Annotated in this window: 23 protein-coding genes and 1 tRNA gene; 14 read left to right on the forward strand and 10 right to left on the reverse strand. The window is 34.8% G+C overall.

The genetic code is table 11. The features are described from left to right. Window positions 1-251: 251 nt before the first annotated feature. Both QWY91_RS10345 and QWY91_RS10350 read right to left on the reverse strand, forming a co-directional pair. Window positions 252-2675: a zinc-dependent metalloprotease gene (locus QWY91_RS10345; protein ID WP_290234615.1), complete on the reverse strand. Its 2424-nt coding sequence runs from the start codon at window positions 2673-2675 to the stop codon at window positions 252-254. 106 nt (window positions 2676-2781) lie between these two features. Then, complete coding sequence (locus QWY91_RS10350; RefSeq protein WP_290234617.1) at window positions 2782-3939, reverse strand: peptidase associated/transthyretin-like domain-containing protein; 1158 nt, start codon at window positions 3937-3939, stop codon at window positions 2782-2784. A 303-nt stretch (window positions 3940-4242) separates the two neighbouring features. Between QWY91_RS10350 and katG the strand changes: the two genes are divergently transcribed. Next, window positions 4243-6495 (forward strand): catalase/peroxidase HPI, encoded by a 2253-nt coding sequence (gene katG / locus QWY91_RS10355; protein WP_290234619.1) that lies wholly within the window; start codon window positions 4243-4245, stop codon window positions 6493-6495. A 176-nt stretch (window positions 6496-6671) separates the two neighbouring features. Here the strand turns inward: katG and QWY91_RS10360 are convergent, their stop codons facing one another. From QWY91_RS10360 to QWY91_RS10370, 3 genes are read right to left on the reverse strand one after another with little or no spacing between them, the layout of a single operon-like run. Further along, a complete protein-coding gene (locus tag QWY91_RS10360; protein ID WP_290234623.1) occupies window positions 6672-7484 on the reverse strand; it encodes an ImmA/IrrE family metallo-endopeptidase in 813 nt (270 codons plus the stop codon). After that, window positions 7462-7872: a hypothetical protein gene (locus QWY91_RS10365; protein ID WP_290234626.1), complete on the reverse strand. Its 411-nt coding sequence runs from the start codon at window positions 7870-7872 to the stop codon at window positions 7462-7464. Before QWY91_RS10365 ends, QWY91_RS10360 begins: the two co-directional genes overlap by 23 nt. Then, window positions 7865-8458 carry a sigma-70 RNA polymerase sigma factor region 4 domain-containing protein gene (locus tag QWY91_RS10370; protein ID WP_290234630.1) on the reverse strand — a complete coding sequence of 198 codons (594 nt, stop codon included), beginning with the start codon at window positions 8456-8458 and terminating at the stop codon, window positions 7865-7867. Before QWY91_RS10370 ends, QWY91_RS10365 begins: the two co-directional genes overlap by 8 nt. Window positions 8459-8618: 160 nt before the next feature. On the opposite strand from QWY91_RS10370, the gene QWY91_RS10375 reads away from it, so the two are divergent. The 3 genes from QWY91_RS10375 to QWY91_RS10385 are packed head-to-tail and all read left to right on the forward strand — an operon-like array spanning window position 8619 to window position 11075. Then, the gene (locus QWY91_RS10375; RefSeq protein WP_290234633.1) at window positions 8619-9446 is read left to right on the forward strand and encodes an SMODS-associated NUDIX domain-containing protein; all 828 of its coding nucleotides are present in this window, start codon (window positions 8619-8621) and stop codon (window positions 9444-9446) included. Then, on the forward strand, window positions 9446-10120 hold the full coding sequence (locus QWY91_RS10380; protein ID WP_290234636.1) for a nucleotidyltransferase domain-containing protein: 675 nt from the start codon (window positions 9446-9448) through the stop codon (window positions 10118-10120). The genes QWY91_RS10375 and QWY91_RS10380 overlap by 1 nt, the downstream gene beginning before the upstream one ends. After that, window positions 10062-11075, forward strand: coding sequence for a type II CBASS E2 protein (locus QWY91_RS10385; protein WP_290234638.1), 1014 nt, complete (start codon window positions 10062-10064; stop codon window positions 11073-11075). The genes QWY91_RS10380 and QWY91_RS10385 overlap by 59 nt, the downstream gene beginning before the upstream one ends. A gap of 246 nt (window positions 11076-11321) precedes the next feature. Here QWY91_RS10385 and QWY91_RS10390 read toward each other — a convergent pair whose 3' ends face one another. The 5 genes from QWY91_RS10390 to QWY91_RS10410 all read right to left on the reverse strand — a co-directional run bounded on the left by QWY91_RS10390 (window position 11322) and on the right by QWY91_RS10410 (window position 14723). Beyond that, window positions 11322-12071 (reverse strand): hypothetical protein, encoded by a 750-nt coding sequence (locus QWY91_RS10390; protein WP_290234640.1) that lies wholly within the window; start codon window positions 12069-12071, stop codon window positions 11322-11324. A gap of 15 nt (window positions 12072-12086) precedes the next feature. Continuing rightward, the gene (locus QWY91_RS10395; RefSeq protein ID WP_290234643.1) at window positions 12087-12725 is read right to left on the reverse strand and encodes a hypothetical protein; all 639 of its coding nucleotides are present in this window, start codon (window positions 12723-12725) and stop codon (window positions 12087-12089) included. A gap of 212 nt (window positions 12726-12937) precedes the next feature. Then, a complete protein-coding gene (locus QWY91_RS10400; protein WP_290234646.1) occupies window positions 12938-13765 on the reverse strand; it encodes a hypothetical protein in 828 nt (275 codons plus the stop codon). Between the two features lie 18 nt (window positions 13766-13783). After that, window positions 13784-14200 (reverse strand): hypothetical protein, encoded by a 417-nt coding sequence (locus QWY91_RS10405; protein ID WP_290234649.1) that lies wholly within the window; start codon window positions 14198-14200, stop codon window positions 13784-13786. A 55-nt stretch (window positions 14201-14255) separates the two neighbouring features. Beyond that, window positions 14256-14723 carry a hypothetical protein gene (locus tag QWY91_RS10410; protein WP_290234652.1) on the reverse strand — a complete coding sequence of 156 codons (468 nt, stop codon included), beginning with the start codon at window positions 14721-14723 and terminating at the stop codon, window positions 14256-14258. A gap of 125 nt (window positions 14724-14848) precedes the next feature. On the opposite strand from QWY91_RS10410, the gene QWY91_RS10415 reads away from it, so the two are divergent. From QWY91_RS10415 to QWY91_RS10460, 10 genes are all read left to right on the forward strand, one after another. Then, window positions 14849-15133, forward strand: coding sequence for a hypothetical protein (locus tag QWY91_RS10415; protein WP_290234654.1), 285 nt, complete (start codon window positions 14849-14851; stop codon window positions 15131-15133). Then, entirely contained in the window at window positions 15123-15938 is an 816-nt protein-coding gene (locus QWY91_RS10420; protein WP_290234656.1) for a helix-turn-helix transcriptional regulator, read from the forward strand. The genes QWY91_RS10415 and QWY91_RS10420 overlap by 11 nt, the downstream gene beginning before the upstream one ends. Before the next feature lie 2 nt (window positions 15939-15940). Beyond that, on the forward strand, window positions 15941-16138 hold the full coding sequence (locus QWY91_RS10425; RefSeq protein ID WP_290234659.1) for a hypothetical protein: 198 nt from the start codon (window positions 15941-15943) through the stop codon (window positions 16136-16138). 2 nt (window positions 16139-16140) lie between these two features. Beyond that, window positions 16141-16371 (forward strand): hypothetical protein, encoded by a 231-nt coding sequence (locus QWY91_RS10430; RefSeq protein WP_290234661.1) that lies wholly within the window; start codon window positions 16141-16143, stop codon window positions 16369-16371. 12 nt (window positions 16372-16383) lie between these two features. Next, window positions 16384-16457, forward strand: a tRNA-OTHER gene (locus QWY91_RS10435). A 214-nt stretch (window positions 16458-16671) separates the two neighbouring features. Then, window positions 16672-18369, forward strand: a complete 1698-nt coding sequence (locus QWY91_RS10440) for a hypothetical protein (RefSeq protein ID WP_290234662.1) — start codon at window positions 16672-16674, stop codon at window positions 18367-18369. Window positions 18370-18396: 27 nt separating this feature from the next. Beyond that, the gene (locus tag QWY91_RS10445; protein ID WP_290234665.1) at window positions 18397-18591 is read left to right on the forward strand and encodes a hypothetical protein; all 195 of its coding nucleotides are present in this window, start codon (window positions 18397-18399) and stop codon (window positions 18589-18591) included. Next, window positions 18588-18893: a hypothetical protein gene (locus tag QWY91_RS10450; protein WP_290234668.1), complete on the forward strand. Its 306-nt coding sequence runs from the start codon at window positions 18588-18590 to the stop codon at window positions 18891-18893. Before QWY91_RS10445 ends, QWY91_RS10450 begins: the two co-directional genes overlap by 4 nt. Continuing rightward, the gene (locus QWY91_RS10455; RefSeq protein ID WP_290234672.1) at window positions 18890-19282 is read left to right on the forward strand and encodes a hypothetical protein; all 393 of its coding nucleotides are present in this window, start codon (window positions 18890-18892) and stop codon (window positions 19280-19282) included. The genes QWY91_RS10450 and QWY91_RS10455 overlap by 4 nt, the downstream gene beginning before the upstream one ends. Before the next feature lie 69 nt (window positions 19283-19351). Continuing rightward, complete coding sequence (locus QWY91_RS10460; RefSeq protein WP_290234675.1) at window positions 19352-19855, forward strand: hypothetical protein; 504 nt, start codon at window positions 19352-19354, stop codon at window positions 19853-19855. Window positions 19856-19860: the final 5 nt, after the last annotated feature.

Raw genomic sequence — 19860 nt, forward strand, 5'->3', positions numbered from 1 at the left:
TAATACTCGACAAAATACACTCTTTTCACTAAAAACACCATTTTTAACTCTATTTTGTAGGATATAAGCTACAATTTTAATCTTTAGAGCTACTTTGAGCGAATAAAATGTAAGAATTTACTCTCAAGAAATAAGCTGCTAAACCGTTTATACAGGATGAAAAACACGATTTTAGACAGCTAGAATGGATTAAAAGCATAAAAAAACCTCCAATAGGAGGTTTTTCATCGATTAAATTTTCATTTAAAATATCATTTATTCGAAAAAGCCTTATCGATTCTTGCAATTAAATCTTTATAATGGTATCTACTTAATCGGTCTGAAGTGGAATATTGCATGCGATTGATCTGAGACTTCAGTGTTGCCAATTCGCCACGCATCAAAGGAATTATATCTGTTCCTGCAATATCGTTTCTTTCTTCAAGCTCATTAATGTAACCTATACTCATATCTACATAAGCGCGTTGCAAATTTCTTCGGTATACATCTACCTTTTCACCGCTATAAAGTTCAGTAAAGATCCCACTCCTTAAGTCTTCTAAAAGTGCTATTACTGAATAGTTATTGCCGTGCAATTGCTTATTCTCTATCATTCTCATTAAACGATCTTCATCCAATAAATTACTCAACACTCTTGTCTGAAGTTGTTTGATACGTTCTACCGCACCTGTAGACTGAATCCGATCTAAAATCTCACTATCTAATAACCAATTTGGGGTTGTAAAAGCATTCTTGTTCAAAAAAGCAACTGCTTCTTTTTGAATATCATCTGAAACAGGAGAATACATTACTCCTTCTTGATCTGCAGTTTTTCTAGTTTCATACACTCCACCTACATTAGTCACTACGTGGTATAAGTATCCTCTCCAAAGTTTTATTAGTTCACCGTATACTTCTTCTAGATCATCATAACCATAGCCGTCTTTAGTAGTCCAATCGATCAAATTAGGGACAACCTTTTTCATATTAGCTAATCCATATTCACTTGCCTTTACCTGATCTTTACCTAAACTTTCTCTTTGCGACTGTGGATCACGACCACCATAACCACTACCAAACTCATATATAGGATCTCCAGCTTTTTCTAAGATCCATCGATCTAGACTCTCTTTTTCGTCTTTAGAAGATTCAGCTTCTGGTAAATAACGATATCCCCAGTTAATGGCATAAATATCGTATGGTCCCATCATTCTTATATAACGAACACCTTTATCCTCTGGTTGCGCTACGTAATTTACACGAGCGTAATCCATAATAGACGGAGTTAGACCATATTTTTGGGTAAAAGCTGCCGAACGTAAAGAATCTGTAGGATAAGCTGCACTAGCTTTCATGTTATGCGGAAGACCTAAAGCATGCCCTACCTCGTGTGCAATCACCATACGCATCATTTCCCCAATTTCCTCTTCAGGAGTTTCTAGAGTTCGAGCTTTCGGATTCTGAGCTCCAGCTTCGATCATAAACCTGTTCCTGTAAGAACGTAAGTGATTATGGTACCAAATAATATCACTTTCTATAATTTCCCCTGTTCTGGGATCGGTTACTGAAGGTCCTACGGCATTTCTAGTTGTACTAGCTACATAACGAACCACAGAATATCTTACATCCTCCGGACTAAAATCTGGATCTTCTTCTTTAGTAGGTGGATTCTTTGCTATAATTGCATTTTTAAATCCAGCTGCTTCAAAAGCTTTATTCCAGTCTTCTATCCCTTTCTTAAAATAAGGCCTCCACCGCATAGGTGTAGCAGGATCAAGATAATAAACAATTGGTTTTACAGGCTCTACAAGTTCTCCATTCTTGTAAGCTTCAACATCTTTAGGCTCTAATCGCCATCTTCTAATAATTTCGTAATCATAAGATTTTAGCGCTTCTGAATCGTAATCGTATTTGCCAACGGTAAACCAACCAACTCGATAATCTGCAATTCTTGGCATCATTTTATCTTCAGGAAGAAGAATCATAGACTGGTTCATTAACATAGAAATGGTACTGGCCTGCCCGCGTTCTGGTGGTTCTTCCGCATCGTAAGTCATTACGTGTCTTACTTCTACATTTTCTGGAAAAGCATGTACTTCTTCAATATAAGATCTACTCTTATCTAATCGCTTTACTTTGTATCTTTTTCTGGCAGATGCGTCCATCGCGTTAATAGCAGCAACTTCATCTTCAAAAAGATTTGTCACATCTATAACGTAGGCACTGCTGTCTGGCTTCATCGTTTCAATAGCCGCGCTATAAAGAATGGGCTCAAAATTATTTGCTTTAACCGACTTATTTATAGGTGATTCTTCGTCGCTCTTATTTTCAAAGCTCATCACTTTTACATCGATGTTTTTTCCGCGCTTACTCCAACGTACTACTTGCTCGTTTACTTTGGAACCTGCATTTACATAACCGCCGCCGTAACCCGAAGGTGCTTTAGCAATCCTGCTTACCCAAAGCATATCTTTATTAAAGAGTGAATCTGGAATTTCGAAATAGACCTTATCATCTACTTTATGCGTGGTAAATAAACCGCTATCTGTAATAGCATCTTTAGTAATTACTTTAGCATAAGATTTAAAGTCGCCTTTTTTGTCCTCCTGCTGCGCATTCTCGGTTACAGTTTTTGAGGTTTTGCAGCCTAAAGCTAAGGCAGAGCATAACCCGAGTACTAAAACTTTTTTTATCATGAAAAATATAATTTTGCCCCAAGATAAGGAATGCCGCTAAATTTAGAAGAAGCCTGAAACCACTAATAGAAATAATTGAAGGATTGATAAATTAAAATCAAGAATTTTAAAAATTCGATTTAATCTTGAAGTCGCTATCTCCCACTTTTACCTTTTCAATAAAAGCTTTCATAGCATCTGTAAGCAGCAGTTGATTTTGATCATTCCAAAATCCGGCCGCATAGGAGGTTTTAACTTTAAAGATATCTTTATGCGCCCTCACATTTCTTTTTATATCAAAATCTGCAAAATGATCGCTGCTTCGATATTGAATATTCTGAACGTATGTATATAGCTTGTCTTTATACCTACATTCAATAGCTGCTTTATGCATATTTTTAGTCAAAACATACTTCCCGTTAGGTAGCGCCTTATAAAATGAATGAAAAATATTGTACCTATCACGAGACTCTGTTCCTTTGCCTTTCTCAAATTCAGCATCAGGATAACTCATTTTTATAAAACTTTCTTCCACAGCATAATCCTTTGTATTGATGATAAGATAGGCTTCAGAATCATTTTTAGTTGATTTAGCCTGAAGTTTCACCAAATGATCCCCATAATTAGATAACTCTACTTTTGTTGAATCTGAAAAACTTATCAAAGTGCTGGCTAAATCTAAATAACGTTCAAATGAAGGAAATACAAAATCAATATCATCTTCCATAATTGCAGCTTTTCTAAGATTTTCAATTTCTATAGTATAATTTTTATTGGGCCGCTCATTGGTTTTCATATCCCCAATTAATCGCTTTCTTTCCAGTTTTCCGTTAAGATCTGCTAATTTGGTGATATGACCATCATTTTTTACCGTTGCCCTTAAAAAGAAGCGCTCTTTATATGGAGTAATTGGATAATTTTCTTCCAGATGTGCTATCATTTTTTTATAAATGCTCTGCTCGATCACATGAACCTCGGCTAAACTTTCTGAAGCCGGTGATAGATATACGGTATCTTTTTTAAATGCTGAAATAACAAAAGCTTTACTGTGATACCCAAGTCTATTGAATTTTATAGAGTCCGCGCTTGTGGTAAACTGGAATCTACCATCACTGTTGGTTGAAGTATAATTACTGCTATTATAAACATCCACAAACTCTAATGGCATCCTAGTTTCAGCATCTAGAATAATTGCTTCAGTTTGAGATTGAGCATGAATTTGAAAAGACCAAACTAATAGAAAGAAAGTGATACAATGCATCACAAAAGTAAATTTCCAATTCATTAAAATAACGTTTATCTATAAAATTAATGGATTTTCACTTCTCCTTTTATAATTTATACGATCATTTTACAAATCCATTCGTATTACAAGAAACAAGTATTAAAATTATTACATATTAGTAATAATTATATCTTTAAAACTTAGAATTCGTTATTTTTAAATGAATTTTCTAACTATTTTATAGATATTGAATGAACACCTATAAATTTCAAATTTAAAACAATAGTTTTTTACTATTGTAATTTATAAAAACATAAAGCTTCGTTATCTATTTTTACCCGGTAATTATTAAAATCTTAAATTATGGCAAACAATAATCATCAAGAAAGCTCAGATAATCATAAAGTTTGGGAAGTAAATGACTCCAGTAAATGTCCTTTTTTAGGCGGTTCAAAAAAATTTACAGCCGGAACCGGAACTACAAATAAAGACTGGTGGCCCAACCAGCTGAATCTAAAAATATTAAGTCAGCATTCTTCAAAAACCAATCCGATGGACGAGGATTTTAATTATGCTTCAGCATTTAAAAAACTAGACCTAAAAGCGGTAAAACAGGATCTTTTTGAATTGATGACCGATTCACAGGATTGGTGGCCGGCAGATTATGGGCATTACGGACCATTTTTTATAAGAATGGCGTGGCATAGCGCTGGGACGTATCGTATTGCCGATGGTCGCGGCGGGGCAAGCTCTGGATCACAACGTTTTGCGCCTCTAAATAGCTGGCCAGATAATGCCAATCTCGATAAAGCACGCCTGCTTTTATGGCCAATCAAACAAAAATATGGTAAAAAAATTAGCTGGGCAGATCTAATGATCCTGGCAGGTAACTGCGCTTTAGAATCGATGGGATTTGACACTTTTGGTTTTGCCGGTGGTCGTGAAGATATTTGGGAACCCGAACAAGATATTTATTGGGGATCTGAAGGCGAATGGTTAGGAAACAAAGAACGTTATGAGGAAGGCAACACCCTAGAAAATCCTTTAGGCGCTTCGCATATGGGACTAATTTACGTAAATCCCGAAGGTCCTAACGGAAATCCAGATCCATTGGGTGCCGCAAAAGACATTAGGGAGACTTTTGGCCGAATGGCAATGAACGATTATGAAACCGTCGCTCTAATCGCTGGCGGACATAGCTTCGGAAAAACGCACGGTGCTGCCGATCCTGAAAAATATGTTGCTGAAGAACCGGCAGGTGCAACCATCGAAGAAATGAATTTAGGTTGGAAAAATACCTTCGGAACAGGAAATGCCGGGGATACGATTACAAGCGGACTTGAAGGTGCATGGACTACTACCCCAACAAAATGGAGCCATAATTTCTTTGAAAATCTTTTTGGTTTTGAATGGGAACTAAGCAAAAGTCCTGCTGGTGCTCACCAATGGAAACCTAAAGATAATGCCGGTGCAGGTACGGTTCCAGACGCACACGATCCTAATAAAAAGCACGCACCATTTATGCTTACTACCGATCTTGCTTTAAAAATGGATCCAGAATACGAAAAAATCTCAAAACATTTCTACGAAAATCCAGATGAATTTGCCAAAGCTTTTTCTAAAGCATGGTTTAAATTAACGCATCGTGATATGGGGCCGCTTTCCAGATATTTAGGATCAGAGGTTCCTAACGAAGAATTAATCTGGCAGGATCCCGTACCGGCTGTAGATCACGAATTGATAAATAAAGAAGATATTGCAGCTTTAAAGGATAAAATTTTGAACTCAGGATTATCAGTTTCAGAACTTGTTGCTACGGCATGGGCTTCAGCTTCAACTTTTAGAGGTTCAGATAAACGCGGTGGTGCCAATGGCGCGAGAATTCGTTTAGAGCCACAACGCAATTGGGAAGTAAATAATCCGCAACAACTTCAAAAGATCATCTCAAAATTAGAAGAAATTCAAGCTCATTTTAATTCTTCTTCGGAAAGAAAAATATCATTAGCAGACCTAATTGTTCTTGCCGGAAATGCAGCTATCGAAAAAGCTGCTAAAGACGCCGAAAGTTCTATTGATCTTGAATTTACCCCAGGACGCACAGATGCGACTGAAGAACAAACCGATGCTGATGCCTTTAATGCGTTAGAACCAGAATCTGACGGATTTAGAAATTACATTAGAGGTAATGAGAATGTAAGTACTTCTGCTGAAACCATGTTAATCGATAGAGCGCAATTGCTAACGCTTAATGTTCCTGAATTAACCGTACTTTTTGGCGGACTAAAAGTTTTAGACATTAATTACGATGGTTCTAAAAACGGAGTATTCACTCAAAAACCTGGCGTTTTAAGTAACGATTATTTTATCAACCTGTTGGATATGAGTACAACTTGGAGTGCTACCAACGATGCACAAACAGTGTTTGTTGGTAAAAATCGAAAAACTGGAGAAACTAAATGGACAGCCAGTCGTGCCGATCTAATATTCGGTTCAAACTCTGAACTACGCGCCCAAGCTGAAGTTTACGCTTGTGCTGATAGCCAGGAGAAATTCTTAAAAGATTTCGCTAAAGCCTGGACCAAAGTAATGAACTTAGATCGCTTTGATTTAAAATAAAATATTGATCTAAAATATCGAAAAGCAGCTTCTAGATGGAGCTGCTTTTTTAGTTTTATCTAAAATTGAATTTACAATTTACTTATCTTTCCAAAAATATTTACCCATAAAAAATAAATCTTTAAAAATTTTAGGAATCAGAATTAAAAATCTGCTTTGTAATAAAAATAGATAGGTTATTCCTCCCAAACTATACTTAGGGTCATATTGTAATGTTGTGATACAACACAATATTCATAGAAATCAAAACCGTTATCATTCTCCCAATCTTTTAATTCAAACCATGTGGATTTCCAGATTTCTTGCTTAGAAAATTTTTCAGGATACACTTTCCCTTTCTCAAAAAATTCTGTTGCGACTGAATCTCCTGGTGGACGCAGTTTAATCATATTCTTCATAAAATGAGGATAGCTAGGAGGTCTTTTCCAATATGTTACTCTATTGTTATGGGTGTGTATTAAAGAAATGGGATGACTTCCTAACTCAAAATATTTGAAAGCTATAGCCGTTATGCTAACCTTAAATTTGTATGCTAATGATCGTAATAAATCAGGTGAAAATTTTTCATTTTTCTGTTCCTCATAGAACATTTGACTAGGAACCAATAACTCAGAAGCAAATTGATTCGCTTCATATTCTACCTTGCCGTGTTTAGCTTGGTTTTCTTTGTTATTAAACCATGATGTAGTTGATTCATTATCATTATGCAATTCTAAACCGGGATGCAAAATATAATGACCTAGTTCATGGGCAACAGTGAATCGCTTTCTAGTTTCAAATGGAATATTTTGATTAATCTCAATTAAAGTGTGTTTCTTTCCAAAAATGATTCGTCCATCAGAGTTAATCAAAGGTTTTTCAATTACCGTAGCTCCAAGCCCAGAAGCAAATAGTTCCAAAGGAAAATCTAATAAATGTTCAAATCCACAATCATCTAATATTTCCTTAGCTTTTAATGATCCTTTGTTATATTTTATCTGAATCATCATTATCTAATTCATCCATTAAATCGACAAGATTTTTACCTTTAATGATTTCTTTAATTTCTTCTGGAGTCAAATTATCAAGATTTCTAAATTGGACTTGCATTTCTTTTTCGGCGATTAACCTCTTTATAGTAGATATCGGTTTTTCCAAATTCTTCTCGATCCCCTCAGAAAACTGTAAAACAAGTTTATTTATAAGTTCTGTTGTATTTTTTGAATGTGCTTGAGCTTTATTTGTAAACTTTATTCTTTTTACAAATTGTTCGATCTGCTTACCTTCTTTCTCAATATCAACACCTTCTTCTTGTAGAGACCATTTAACTATTGAAATATCTGTATTCAGATACATTTCTATACTACCCTCTTCAATAATATCCTTTAACTTACTCATCGATTTGTATAATTTTTTTCTTTCTTCTTTGAAGCCTTTTTTGTGCTACGTAGATCGTTGCAACATCTGAATCTAGCAATTCTGCAATTTCGTTAGGTTTATAAATATTGTCACACCAACATTCAAAAATCATAAGTTCCATTGTATCTGACCCGGCATCACTTAGCAATTTAATAAACAGTTTTTTCTGTTGTTCATAATCCATCTTCTGAAAACCTGTGTCATTTTCCAATAATTCAGCTCCAACTACTGGCATATCCAAGATGTAATCTTCATCCTTCTCATAGTCATCATTATTATGTAATCTTCGTTTCCGTTTTCTCAAAACTGAACTGACTTCGCTTTTTAAAACTCCGAAAACAAAATATTCAAAATCACATTTTTCAGGCTCCCAATTCCTTATCCCAGATAAAGATTTCTCGAAAACTGACATCACAAAGTCTAATGCTTCAAGTCCGTCGATATGTTTATTTTTAAAATCAATTTTATTCTCTACATATTCTCGCATACGGAAGATTAGATTCTCCAATTCTTCATGAGAATATTGCGATAGAACCTCTGAGACATCGTTGTCCTTTTTTTTCATACCCCCCGTTCATATTATTATGCTCGCTTATAAAAAAAATTTGCCATCATGGAAAATTTTCAAAGTTTATGAGCATGTATTAGTAGAAGGTCATGAATTTACGTTTTTAAGATTAAAGACCTTAGAAAAATTAACAAAAAATGCAAAAAATCAGGCATATATGAAAAAAGAAATTCTTAGAACTATCATTTATTTCACTCTAACAGTTCTTGCTGTTAGCTATCTAATCTTTAGATACTTTGTGATGACCGCCCCAAGCGATTTTCATATAGAAGGATTAGTCCCCGCAGCATTTTCAGTTATTTTTTACTCTATAGCTTCCATTCACGAATTGGCAAAATGTCACGGAAAATATTTTTGGACTGCTATAAGATGCAGCATTTTCCATCCTACGTCAAAAGTCTATGTTTCTCTGAGTTATTTACTACAAATAAAAACCTCCGGTGATAACTTTTATTTTCTAGTTAAAGGAAATAAAATCGATCAATATCAACCAGTAGGAGGTGTTTTTCAGATCGTTGGATCAAAAAATATTGAGAAGGACTGGAACGCCCAGTTAAAAACTGACAAAACTAACCCCAGAGATTTAAGATTCTATGTTCAAGCATCGAAAATACCTGAGATAATCCAGTGGTTTAAGTCAGAAAAAGACAGAGAAACTGGTGTTTGGAGAGAATTTAGAGAAGAGCTCATTGATACTGGAGTTGTTTCAGAAGAAATTTTCAAGACCACTAATGTTGAATTTCTTAGAACTGAAGAATGTATTCTTAAAAAAGAAACTCGATTCGACAACGAAAAATATCATACTCTCATTTACAAGGTGTTCAGAATTGAATTAACACCGGAACAGGAAAATGAATTCAACAAACTAAAAAATAATAAAAAATTTACTGAAGATTATGCATTCGTAAAAAGAAAAGACATAGAATCAGAGTGCTTTGATGAGCATAAGAAAAGAATTGGACAACACACTAAATATATACTATAATGATGAATTTTCAAGATTACCTCAACAGATCAGGTCATAGAAGAGAAGACCTACTTGCCAGAATGGCATTATCCCTTGAATTAGATGAAACCAGAGCTAAAAGGATGGAATCGGCATATAAGGCGATATATAAAGTTCTAGAATCAGATGAAGAGTTTTTTTCAAAAGTAGACTTTAAAGTCTACCCTCAGGGTTCTGTAGCTATTGGAACCACTACTAAGCCAAGAGGAAAAGATGAGTTTGATTTAGATATAGTTGTTCATATTGAAGACCCATACTACAATTACTCAGCCTATGAAATATACAATCACTTAATCCGAGTTCTTTCCAACAATGAAACATATAAACAGAAATTAGAAAAAAAGAATCGTTGTGCTAGGATCAATTATGAAGGTGATTTCCATATGGACATTCTACCGGGGTGCATTATTGCATACAACGAACAGAGGTTGAAGATTCCAGATATACTACTTAAGGGATGGTCATCATCATTTCCGAAAGGGTATATTAGTTGGTTTGACGAGAGAGCTAACATGGTTAAGGTAACTCTTCTTGAAAAAGCGTTTAATAGCTACTCTCCAACTGAGGCTAAATCTGAGCAAGAGGACTTACCAAATGAGAGTCTATATAAAAAAGCCTCTAAAAAGAGCTATCCAGCTTACGAAACGTTATAGAGATATATTTTTTGAAGATAAACCTAAATATAGAACTTCAAGCATTATATTAACAACACTATTCGGAGAGCTATACAACGGAGAGTCTTCAATCTATGAAACGATTGATGGAATATTGGATAGAGTAATCAAAAAATATACTGAATATCAACATTTGTATGCGAGCCGGCATATTTATAAGAGGATTAAAGTCTTCAACCCAGTAAATCCTGAAGAAGATTTTACTGAAAAATGGGACAAAAACAAGCAGTATTATCACTCATTTATTAATTTCATTAAAAGTTTCAAATACGAATGGGAGAGATTAAAAAACGGAAATTTAGCTTCAGCTGAGACCCTGTTCGGATCTTCTAGAGCCAAAAAAGTACTTTCCGAACAATTTGAAAAATTAAGCTCAAACAGTGGGTTAGAAAAAGTAGCCTTGACAGCATTTTCTGGAAAAGGTAGAGTTGACGATTCTGGTAATTTGGTTGAAAAAAACAAAAACAGTTACCCAAGCAAGCCCCATAGAAATTACGGATTAAAGGAAATAAGAACTTTTAATCGTGAATATTTTTCTCAGAAAAAGTCATTAATAAGCCTTCAAATCCAGGAATATTATATACAGAAGAACTTTTCATGGCTTAATACATTCATATCAGATGAAAAACTTTATTGCAGCGGCACATTGAGACCTGATGGCTGCAAATCTAAATATCAACTGATAATGATCTTTGACCCTAAAGCGAGGGGAAGAAAGGAACGCGTGTATATTAAGAATAATTCTAAAATTAAATTTGGTGAAACACCTCACTTATATCCGGATGACAGTCTTTGTCTCTATTATCCTTTAGATATTGTTTTATTTCAGGATTTCAATTTTATTGATATTTTTCCTTGGGTGTCCGAGTGGCTTGTCATGTATGAAGTTTGGATTAAATATGGAGTTTGGTTACATGATGAAATAAAGCATTAAATCCATAAGCATTTGATATATGTCTGACAAAATAAACCTCCTAAAAACAAAAAACCCTCTAAATCAATAAGATAAAGAGGGTCTTTGTACTCGGAGCGGGACTTGAACCCGCACGAACGTTGCTGTTCATTGGATTTTAAGTACTACAACACTGTGTTCAACCCTTAATATTTTTTGATTATCAGTAATTTACGTGTTCTAAATTCTATATTTATTTACTTTTCTAGGTACGATTTTAGGTTCGGCTTATAATTTTTCTTCATAGTAATTAGTCTCTTTAAACATAATTTCATTCCAAACCCTTTTTCCTAATTCAGTCAAACTATAGCTATATTTTTTATTGATATTATCACTTTTTACATGCTGTAGTAAATCGAATGCTAAATATACACTCAAATCACTTTCATCATCCAAATATTGCTGATTGTGTATTTTAGCGGCTATACTTAAAAAGTGATTAAATCTTTCCATTATTTCCAGTCTATGGAAAGTTTTAAAAACTCTTTCTTCTTTAAGAATTTTATCATCTTTAATTTTAATTTCTAGAAGTGTAATTTGGTCTTCAAGAACTTTCCTAGTGTCTCTTTCTCTTCGTAGATAACTTAGTAGGTCATTTCTTTCCTCTCTTAGATTTTCAAACTTCTCTTTTGGCACTACTAATTTTGAATCTATTTTTTTAGAAAGCCAGGGCGATATAATATTTTCATAAGCGTTTGAAATAAGTTTGGATGATGCTAGCAGTAAATATGTTATTATTAAAACCAAAAAAGTCCAACCAATATTAATGAGTAATCCCAATAAAAATCCATGGTCAAAATAATACAACTTGACAAATTCAACTTTATCACTTAGCTTATAATCATCATCAAAATTGAGAATCGTAAAAACCAACTCCCAATTTCTAACCAACCAAACTAAGATATAGGTTCCTAAGAATGGATTTTTAGTTTTTTCATATAAGTTATCCTTTAAGGAAACTATGGTATTGTTCAACATGAGATTCTATTTTTACTACCACTCATTTTTACTCGTATTATTTTCTAAAAATTCATCTATGCTTTGTGCCGTTTCGATTAGTGCCATAGAAACTGGATTAAAAACTTCTCGCCTTAGCTTCATCACTTTTCTATAATGGTTTTCAAAAGCATCTACAGAATCTATTAAATTTAATGCTGCTACCCGCTCTTGTTGATTCTCCAGATCTCCTATCATTTTGTAAAAATTCACAGTGAAATCTTTAATCGGCATATCTTCCGCTGCATAATAGACCTTTACATATTCCCCTCCATAGGGTGACCTAAACTGTACGTTATTCATCCAGATCCTAACCTTATCCTTCTTTTTAAGGTTAAGTATGATATTGTACTTTATTACACCACTTAAGCGAACATCGCCATAAACTTCGGTTACAGGTTTTTCAATGACGCCAATAATAAAATCGTTCTCTATTATTTTTAAGGTTTCATCTGGATCGTGGTTACTTACAAACCATTGTAACAAAGTTTTACGCAAAGCATTCTGGCTTCCATCAATTTCCTTTTCATGCATAAAATACACATAGCCATTATCATCTCCCCGCATCTCGAATTGCGCCACGGAAAACTTTGGTAAAAAAATAACAATCGAAAAAACGAGTAAAATTCTCCTCATAGTATTTTGGATTTGGCCCTACTCCTTTTGTATTAATCAACCCTGCTATGAGATTTGAAACAACAGCAAAGGCTAAAGGCCTATTTAATTTACCTTAAAAACAAACATTTGTACACCCAACAAGAACAGGAGCAAATCGAAAAACAATTTGAAAAATAGAAGTTCTAAGTGTTGGTAACTAAAAGCAACTATTTTCCAAGAGATAAAATACCCTAATCTATCTTTGGCAACTCTAAATTAAAACCCGGTGTAGCATTCAACCACATTGCTACTCCTTTCGTAAAAGCAAATTTCACATCTGCAACATAAATATTCCAGTCCTCTTCATCGTAACCTTCCTCTTTATCATACTGGTTTAGACTTTCCAATGCATTATTTATATATCTAACTGACTTTTCACTTCTAGGATAGTTTTCTACAATTACGTGAGCTTTATTTACAATATTGCGAATTTGTCTGCTCGAGATAGATTTAAACTCCTCTCCCTTCTTGTAAAGCTCAATCATTTCAACTTTTGGATCATGGTAGGAACTCATTAATAAACTGTCCTTTTTTTGATTGATTAATATTGGTCTATTTGTCTGTAGTGAGTCAATAACCAATTCCAATTCGGTTATTTTATCTTTTTGTTCATCGATGGTATTATCGTTGTTATAATTTAGCCATCCTAAAACCAAAGTAGAAACACCAAAAACTATGGTAGCTAACATCTTAATTATTTCTTTGAACTTTGTAGTTGTTCTTTTAAATGTCTGGCTTTTAATCCTGGAATTAAGAAAGGACGAATAGGATCCATATTCTTTGAATATTCTACGCCCTTCAGCATTCAAATTAACCCGATATTCAGTATCGTTTGCGGTATTGATCCATCCTTCATTAATCAATATTTGCAGTACCGCATCGATTTTATTCCTTTCCTGTACTTTAAATTTATGTGGGATCAATTCTCTTAAATCTATATATGCATCTGGATGAGATACATTATATAAACTAACTAGCGTTTGGTCTACCAATGCATTAATTTCTATGGAATTGCTCATCTGCTAAGAATTGCCCTATTATAGCGTTTCGATTTTATTGCTATCACTCCTATAAATTTTACAATTATCATAATTACGCATAACTAGAATCTTAAAGCCTTTTTCATCTACAGTTTCAAAACTATTAAGACTAGCCAAGTAAGTTTCTTCTGATAAATTGTTAATTTCTGGTAAGCTGTCATCATGAAAAATAACGTCTCCACATTTTACATTTGTCCTATAAGAATATCCATCGCGACCGTTTTCTATAAACAATGGCAATCCTTTTGGATCATTTATTCTAAATAAGGTTCTTTCACTATCAATTCGAACTATCGCATTATACCTCTTCTCTAAACTATTAATAAAAACATATGGACATTTCATATTTGGATCAAAATCCACATAATCAAATTGTGGATTTTGAATTAAAAAATCGAAGTATTGTCTATCCATTCCCTACCTAAATTAAAACACAAGCTTAATCCTTGTGCATATTGTAAATATTGTATTATTTCTTAGCCAAAAATTCACTTAGATTTTTGGTAGCACTAGCGATATCTGCAGCTTCAAGTTCTTTAATAAAACCAAGGATCTTTTGTTGCCCTTTTAGAGTTTCAAAAACGCCTTCGCTTATGGTCTCAAAATTTTTGATCATTCCCTGGCTAATCGCATGAAGATCTTTTCTAAGCTCTAGATTGCTTATATCATTTTTGCCCTGGTAGGGTACGGGCAAATTTTTTTCAGATTCGGTTTCAGTTTTCGTATGGGTTGAAAATTCTCCCTTCAGCATTTGCTGATAATCATATTGGGGATATTTTTCAACTAAAGCAAATAGCCATTTAGATTGAACATCCGTTCCTTTATTGATTGCCCTTGAAAGCACGCCTTTACTGGCACCAATGGACTTTTCCAAGGAACCAATTTTCAACCCTTCAGCTTCTGCAACTGCTGTAAATATGTCTAAAATATTTTCCATTATTGAAAATTTTCAACCTATTCCTTGTAATTGTTGAAAATTATCACCTATATTTGTTCAAACAATAACACGAACCAAAAACCAAATATACACAAGTAGAAGGTTTTTGGCAATAGTAGAATTATATGATAACGCCAAAACAAACCATAGAATTGAAAGAAATAATTGGCTCGAAGCATATCCAAAAGCTTCAGGATTATTTCACGCAGCAGGGTATTAAAAACCGTTATCGGGAATCTTACTCCGTAGATTATATAAGCATGGTTTTTAATGGCAAGGTGACAAATAAAAAAGTAGAAGATGCCATTTTCGCTTATGTGCCTTACCTCACACAAAAGCGAGCTGCAGAAAACGAAGAACGAGCAGATGTTTTAGCAACTGCCAAAAAACAAGCTTCGCATGCGTCGTAAATGGGTGAAAATAAAAGTGATCCTTAAAGATCGGCTTAGTTATGCCGATAGGCTTATGATACTGGCCGTTATCGCTTTTGTGATCTTAACTACCATTGCCACAGTCATGATATACGACATAAATAAAAAGCCCGAAGCGGGAACTACGGGCTTTTCACATAAATATTTACGCTTAAATAAATATCAAATGAAAGTCAAAACTACAAAACCCAATGAAAACGCGCAACATTTAATTGCCGGTTTATTACAAAAAGATGATGGGATCGAGTTCTATGGTATCCCACAAAGTAAGAGAGTAGAATGGTTGCAAAATGGCCACTCTCAAAATTTCCAAAACTTACCCCGTGACAAATTTATGATTCTTGCCAATGCCTTTAATAGCAATAACGAGGCTAGAGAAGTAATTAATAAATATTTTGGGATCCACCTACCCTTTAAAAGACGAGTAGAGCTTTACACCTACTTTATGTATGGAGGCCTAGATAATAAGCCAGATTTGATTGGAGAGGTTTTACAACCACCAGAAAATTACAGGCACGAAGAAAATTGTATTTCCCTCCAGTTTAAAAAAATCCATCTAAACGGATCTCCTTTAAAAGATCGGGAAATTAGAATGCTTGATATGATGCTAAGAGATTACAAGGATACTGCAATTGCCTTTAAAATGGGCATACAGGTTAGCACTTACAACCAACATAAAAAAGAACTTTTTATAAAAACTGGAACACACAGCAGAACCAGTTTGATGATCGCTGCTATAAAGCAACGTGCAACAGGATTTTTTCATAAGGTTAGTTTTAGTTAAAGATGAGAAATGACGCCAGATATTATCGAAGTATGATGAAGCGCTGCGATCTCCAGATCAACGCCACAATGCTGAACGATGATTTTAATGAGCAAGAACAAAAAGATGTAGTAGCATCTTTTAAAAAGCAGAAGAGAGACTATGCTTTGAAACTGGCGTCATTCTTTAAACCAGATCACAACCATTATTTCAATAATTAACCATGAGCCAATTAACAGCACATAGCATCACTCCCCTGCTCTCGGCCCTACCCGAGGAGCAGTTGCGTGTGCTATATGCTGAGATTGGTGAAAAACTAGCAAAATATAATAAACCAATTACGCCCCAGAAAAAAAGGAAAACAACCCAAGAGCTCATTGCCGAGCAACTTGGTCCTGAATGGGCCGAAGGCAACGAAGAGATGATGATCTCACAAATAATGAACGGAATTTAAGGTTCCAAAAAAGGAGAAGAGGAAGATGTCTAATAGGTTAAGCATTTTGTTTGGAATCCACACAGGTTCGAATCCTGTCTTCTCCACACCGAGGAGGCAAGTGTAATAACTTGACTTCAACCCGATCGGCAGTCATAGGCAAAAAATGCCGATCGGAATTATTAAAGAGGCTTTTTTGCCCTCTCCAGATGCCGCCGGGACAGTTGACTCTGAAACCCGGCTTGCATTTGGATTTTTTAAAAACCCGAAAAAATCGGGGTGGGATAACTCACCCTTATTTTTAAACTTAAGAGTTATGTTATGAGCAACCCTAAATCCATAGGAAATTTACTCAATAATAATGTACTGAAGCTCAATGGGCTTCTCAACCAAAATAGCCAAAAAAATACACAGGCCGCTTTGGATACAGATACAAAGCAGTACATACACCCGATTCTTACCACTCAAAATATTCGCGAATCTATCGCGCTTTATTCCAGACGTATTGAAAAATACAACGCTAAAGTGCGTAAACTTAATTTAGAAGTTAAACACTACAATAGCCGTATAATAAGCCACCGTCGAAAAGCGATGGTTTCTTTAGAGCAGCGATTGGAAGAAAGTATCTGGAAGCAACAGCACAAATCCTTACCTGCTGAAAAATACAACGAGGCAGTTGAACGCTATAATCTTAAGCATGGGCCACAAATAAGGAAAATAAAACTTTTGCAAGAGGTAAGACCAGAGAGCAAGCAGTACTTCGTGGCGTTCTTACATCAATACAACATGCAGCTTTTTAACCGTAAAAAACTTAGGAACAACTTACAAGTGCATGTTCCTGGAGACTTACCGAAGCTAGAGCTTTATCCAAATAAAATTATCGATGCTGAACGTGATGGAGCGAAGAACCTGCCCGTTACTGTAGAGACTATAAGAGCCCACAGAGAACGATTAGAAGAAGCTGGAGTACTTAACGGTTATGAATATCATGGATCAAACAGGCCCCTTAAAATCGCTTTTTCTGAGGAAGTTTTGAGCCTTACCGACAATGGAAAACCAAAATCTGCTGCGAATGGAAATCAATCCTTTAAGGAGATACAAACGAAGAAAGTTCGCCATAACAATGTATCTAGTAGAATACAGTCTTTAGAAAAGAATAAGTATAGGGATAAAGGTGCTGTCGCTAGCGCGCCAGCGAATAAACATTGTACTAAAAAATCTACTGGAACACCGAGAAGGCAAGATGGAAAAATTTGCGATGCTCCAGACAATCGCACCGTGAATCCACAAAAAAAATTCACCGACGCGCTCGAAAAAAATGAACTTTCGGCTGTATTAACTGCTTCTTTGCTCGATAAAACCGAACTGGCGCAAGATCTTACTGCCGGGAATTACAAAAAATACAAACCGCTGGCCGCTAAAATTGCAAAGCAAGAGGCCTATTACGGTGCAATGCATCCTGAAGATTTTAAGGAATTGGCGATACAGGATATTTTTAAATATGCTGAAGTATTATTCTCGAGTTTAGATGTGCATCCCGGGAGTTGGGTAAATGCCTATAAGATCTGGCTAAAAGAGAAATTTCAAAACTTCAATGGCCAAACTCTTAGTAAACCGAACATGTTCAGCCAATGGCAAAAAGCAATCGAAGTGTTACGCCAGGTAAGAAAATACAGCCAAAATCACAAAGATTGGCAACCACTCTACCCTAGCCGATATTTTGATCCTGCATTTACTTACAAAGAAAATAACAGCTTCGAGTACGCCTATCGATTCTTTAAACTAGATCAGGAAAAAGTAGATAGCTACAAAAAACGAAGAATACAGGCAGAAAAAAGTCTTCGCCATAAGACAGATACCGAAAAGGCACGAGAACAGATTCGAAAATTTATCAATGGTCGTATCGAATTACAACAAGTTTACGATTACGCAAAATACAATTGCAATCGCGAAGTGTACAGCAATATAAATGCGCTGATCAAAACTGAACTAGAAAATATGGAAAAATATTTCGCTTAAATAATAACGCTTAAAATGAATAATGAAATGAAACAGTTACTCAAACTAGTAAAAGAAAATTCGAGGAAGACGGGAAACTTCAGCGGAATTTCTGAAGTACGCCTGGCACAAGCTGCCAGTATTTCCTTACCCCGCACGAGAGAACTTTTGAAAGTTCTTTCTAGCAATCAAAAGATCTTATTAACTGAAGGAATTAATTCTAAAATAGTATTTGCAATATGAAAACCGCCGTAAAAGAAAGTATAAAATGCCGTTGTGGTGCCGCCAATAAAACCTATTGCAAGCGCTGCAGTAAAGTGAGAATGGTTATTTGCTTAAAAAATGGCCATGAAAATCTAAAACTCAACGGAAATAACCCGGTTTGGTATTCTTTTCTAAAGTTCAATAATTATCAGGACATCTACAAAATTGCTGAAGCCATGGAGAACCGAGTAAAGCAGCATCCCATCCAACAAGCTACACAGGTGCTTTTATTTTACATCAACGGCCAGCGTTCACATCATTTTAAAAAGGTGCTATTATGATTATCACAAGCCAGATCCCAATAAAAAATCTAAGCCAGGATGATTTAAAAGTGATGAATGAAGCTGCACAGGTGTATAATGCTATTTTAGAGCATTTGTGTCATACCAACAATCAAAGCCAGCAGCATATTCACCACTCCATTTTATATGGCTATCGCCGGATGATCGCGCAGCGTTTTACCCGTAGGAATATCCCGATACGTAATACGTTAAATCTGGAAGTTTACCAGGCTTTTGTAGCATTTGATTCATTGATGCTATTCCAAGATAAAACTGACAATCAACTTAAAAAAGTAAAAGCAAATAAAATATCGAATGAGATCTACGAGGAACTTCCACAAGCAAAGGATCTGAATTGGCTTAGTATTAATTCGCATATGATTAAATAATATTTTTGATATGTGAATATTATTTAACATTATTGAAAAAAAGTATTCACATATTAAAATTTAAATCTAATGAATTCTGAACTATATGGATTTATATGGACATTAGTTGGTACTATTGTCGGGGCCTCTTCAAGTATTATTGCTACCCTAATCACAAATAAAGGTAACTCTAGGAATCAAATAAGAATTGAAAATTTTAAAAACAATCTAATCGTAAAAGAACTAGAAAGAGAAAATTGCATGCAAGCTCAAGAAACAATGCTAAATCTGCTTAGATTCACAAATCTGCACCTATTAGATATTATAAATGCAGAAAAGAATAATAATTCTCCCGTCTCTTTCGATGAAAAAGTGAATGAAAAATGTAGTGAGAATATAAGAAAATTGAATTTAATAACTCAAAGACTTTCTAATAGAAAATTAGCAGAACAGATTATAGAATTCAGATCGTTATGCGGTGAATTTCTTTTAACCGATGACACAACGGAAGGTTTCAACCGAATATCAGAAGTTAATTACAGATACGAAATTGCATTTGATAGAATAGGAGAAGAATTACGAAAAAACTACTAAACTTT

The sequence above is a fragment of the Zunongwangia endophytica genome (assembly GCF_030409505.1).
Classification (GTDB): Bacteria; Bacteroidota; Bacteroidia; order Flavobacteriales; family Flavobacteriaceae; genus Zunongwangia; species Zunongwangia endophytica.

What these genes read in the sequence shown, in the direction of transcription:
- QWY91_RS10360 (WP_290234623.1), bottom strand. Translation starts at nt 7,484, where the DNA reads ATGATGATTCAGATAAAATATAACAAAGGATCATTAAAAGCTAAGGAA.
- QWY91_RS10455 (WP_290234672.1), top strand. Translation starts at nt 18,890, where the DNA reads ATGATTATCACAAGCCAGATCCCAATAAAAAATCTAAGCCAGGATGAT.
- QWY91_RS10350 (WP_290234617.1), bottom strand. Translation starts at nt 3,939, where the DNA reads ATGAATTGGAAATTTACTTTTGTGATGCATTGTATCACTTTCTTTCTA.
- QWY91_RS10380 (WP_290234636.1), top strand. Translation starts at nt 9,446, where the DNA reads ATGATGAATTTTCAAGATTACCTCAACAGATCAGGTCATAGAAGAGAA.
- QWY91_RS10430 (WP_290234661.1), top strand. Translation starts at nt 16,141, where the DNA reads ATGAGCCAATTAACAGCACATAGCATCACTCCCCTGCTCTCGGCCCTA.
- QWY91_RS10375 (WP_290234633.1), top strand. Translation starts at nt 8,619, where the DNA reads ATGAAAAAAGAAATTCTTAGAACTATCATTTATTTCACTCTAACAGTT.
- QWY91_RS10365 (WP_290234626.1), bottom strand. Translation starts at nt 7,872, where the DNA reads ATGAGTAAGTTAAAGGATATTATTGAAGAGGGTAGTATAGAAATGTAT.
- QWY91_RS10385 (WP_290234638.1), top strand. Translation starts at nt 10,062, where the DNA reads ATGAGAGTCTATATAAAAAAGCCTCTAAAAAGAGCTATCCAGCTTACG.
- QWY91_RS10400 (WP_290234646.1), bottom strand. Translation starts at nt 13,765, where the DNA reads ATGAGCAATTCCATAGAAATTAATGCATTGGTAGACCAAACGCTAGTT.
- QWY91_RS10415 (WP_290234654.1), top strand. Translation starts at nt 14,849, where the DNA reads ATGATAACGCCAAAACAAACCATAGAATTGAAAGAAATAATTGGCTCG.
- QWY91_RS10410 (WP_290234652.1), bottom strand. Translation starts at nt 14,723, where the DNA reads ATGGAAAATATTTTAGACATATTTACAGCAGTTGCAGAAGCTGAAGGG.
- QWY91_RS10445 (WP_290234665.1), top strand. Translation starts at nt 18,397, where the DNA reads ATGAAACAGTTACTCAAACTAGTAAAAGAAAATTCGAGGAAGACGGGA.
- QWY91_RS10450 (WP_290234668.1), top strand. Translation starts at nt 18,588, where the DNA reads ATGAAAACCGCCGTAAAAGAAAGTATAAAATGCCGTTGTGGTGCCGCC.
- QWY91_RS10370 (WP_290234630.1), bottom strand. Translation starts at nt 8,458, where the DNA reads ATGAAAAAAAAGGACAACGATGTCTCAGAGGTTCTATCGCAATATTCT.
- QWY91_RS10405 (WP_290234649.1), bottom strand. Translation starts at nt 14,200, where the DNA reads ATGGATAGACAATACTTCGATTTTTTAATTCAAAATCCACAATTTGAT.
- QWY91_RS10420 (WP_290234656.1), top strand. Translation starts at nt 15,123, where the DNA reads ATGCGTCGTAAATGGGTGAAAATAAAAGTGATCCTTAAAGATCGGCTT.
- QWY91_RS10440 (WP_290234662.1), top strand. Translation starts at nt 16,672, where the DNA reads ATGAGCAACCCTAAATCCATAGGAAATTTACTCAATAATAATGTACTG.
- QWY91_RS10390 (WP_290234640.1), bottom strand. Translation starts at nt 12,071, where the DNA reads ATGTTGAACAATACCATAGTTTCCTTAAAGGATAACTTATATGAAAAA.
- katG (WP_290234619.1), top strand. Translation starts at nt 4,243, where the DNA reads ATGGCAAACAATAATCATCAAGAAAGCTCAGATAATCATAAAGTTTGG.
- QWY91_RS10345 (WP_290234615.1), bottom strand. Translation starts at nt 2,675, where the DNA reads ATGATAAAAAAAGTTTTAGTACTCGGGTTATGCTCTGCCTTAGCTTTA.
- QWY91_RS10425 (WP_290234659.1), top strand. Translation starts at nt 15,941, where the DNA reads ATGAGAAATGACGCCAGATATTATCGAAGTATGATGAAGCGCTGCGAT.
- QWY91_RS10395 (WP_290234643.1), bottom strand. Translation starts at nt 12,725, where the DNA reads ATGAGGAGAATTTTACTCGTTTTTTCGATTGTTATTTTTTTACCAAAG.
- QWY91_RS10460 (WP_290234675.1), top strand. Translation starts at nt 19,352, where the DNA reads ATGAATTCTGAACTATATGGATTTATATGGACATTAGTTGGTACTATT.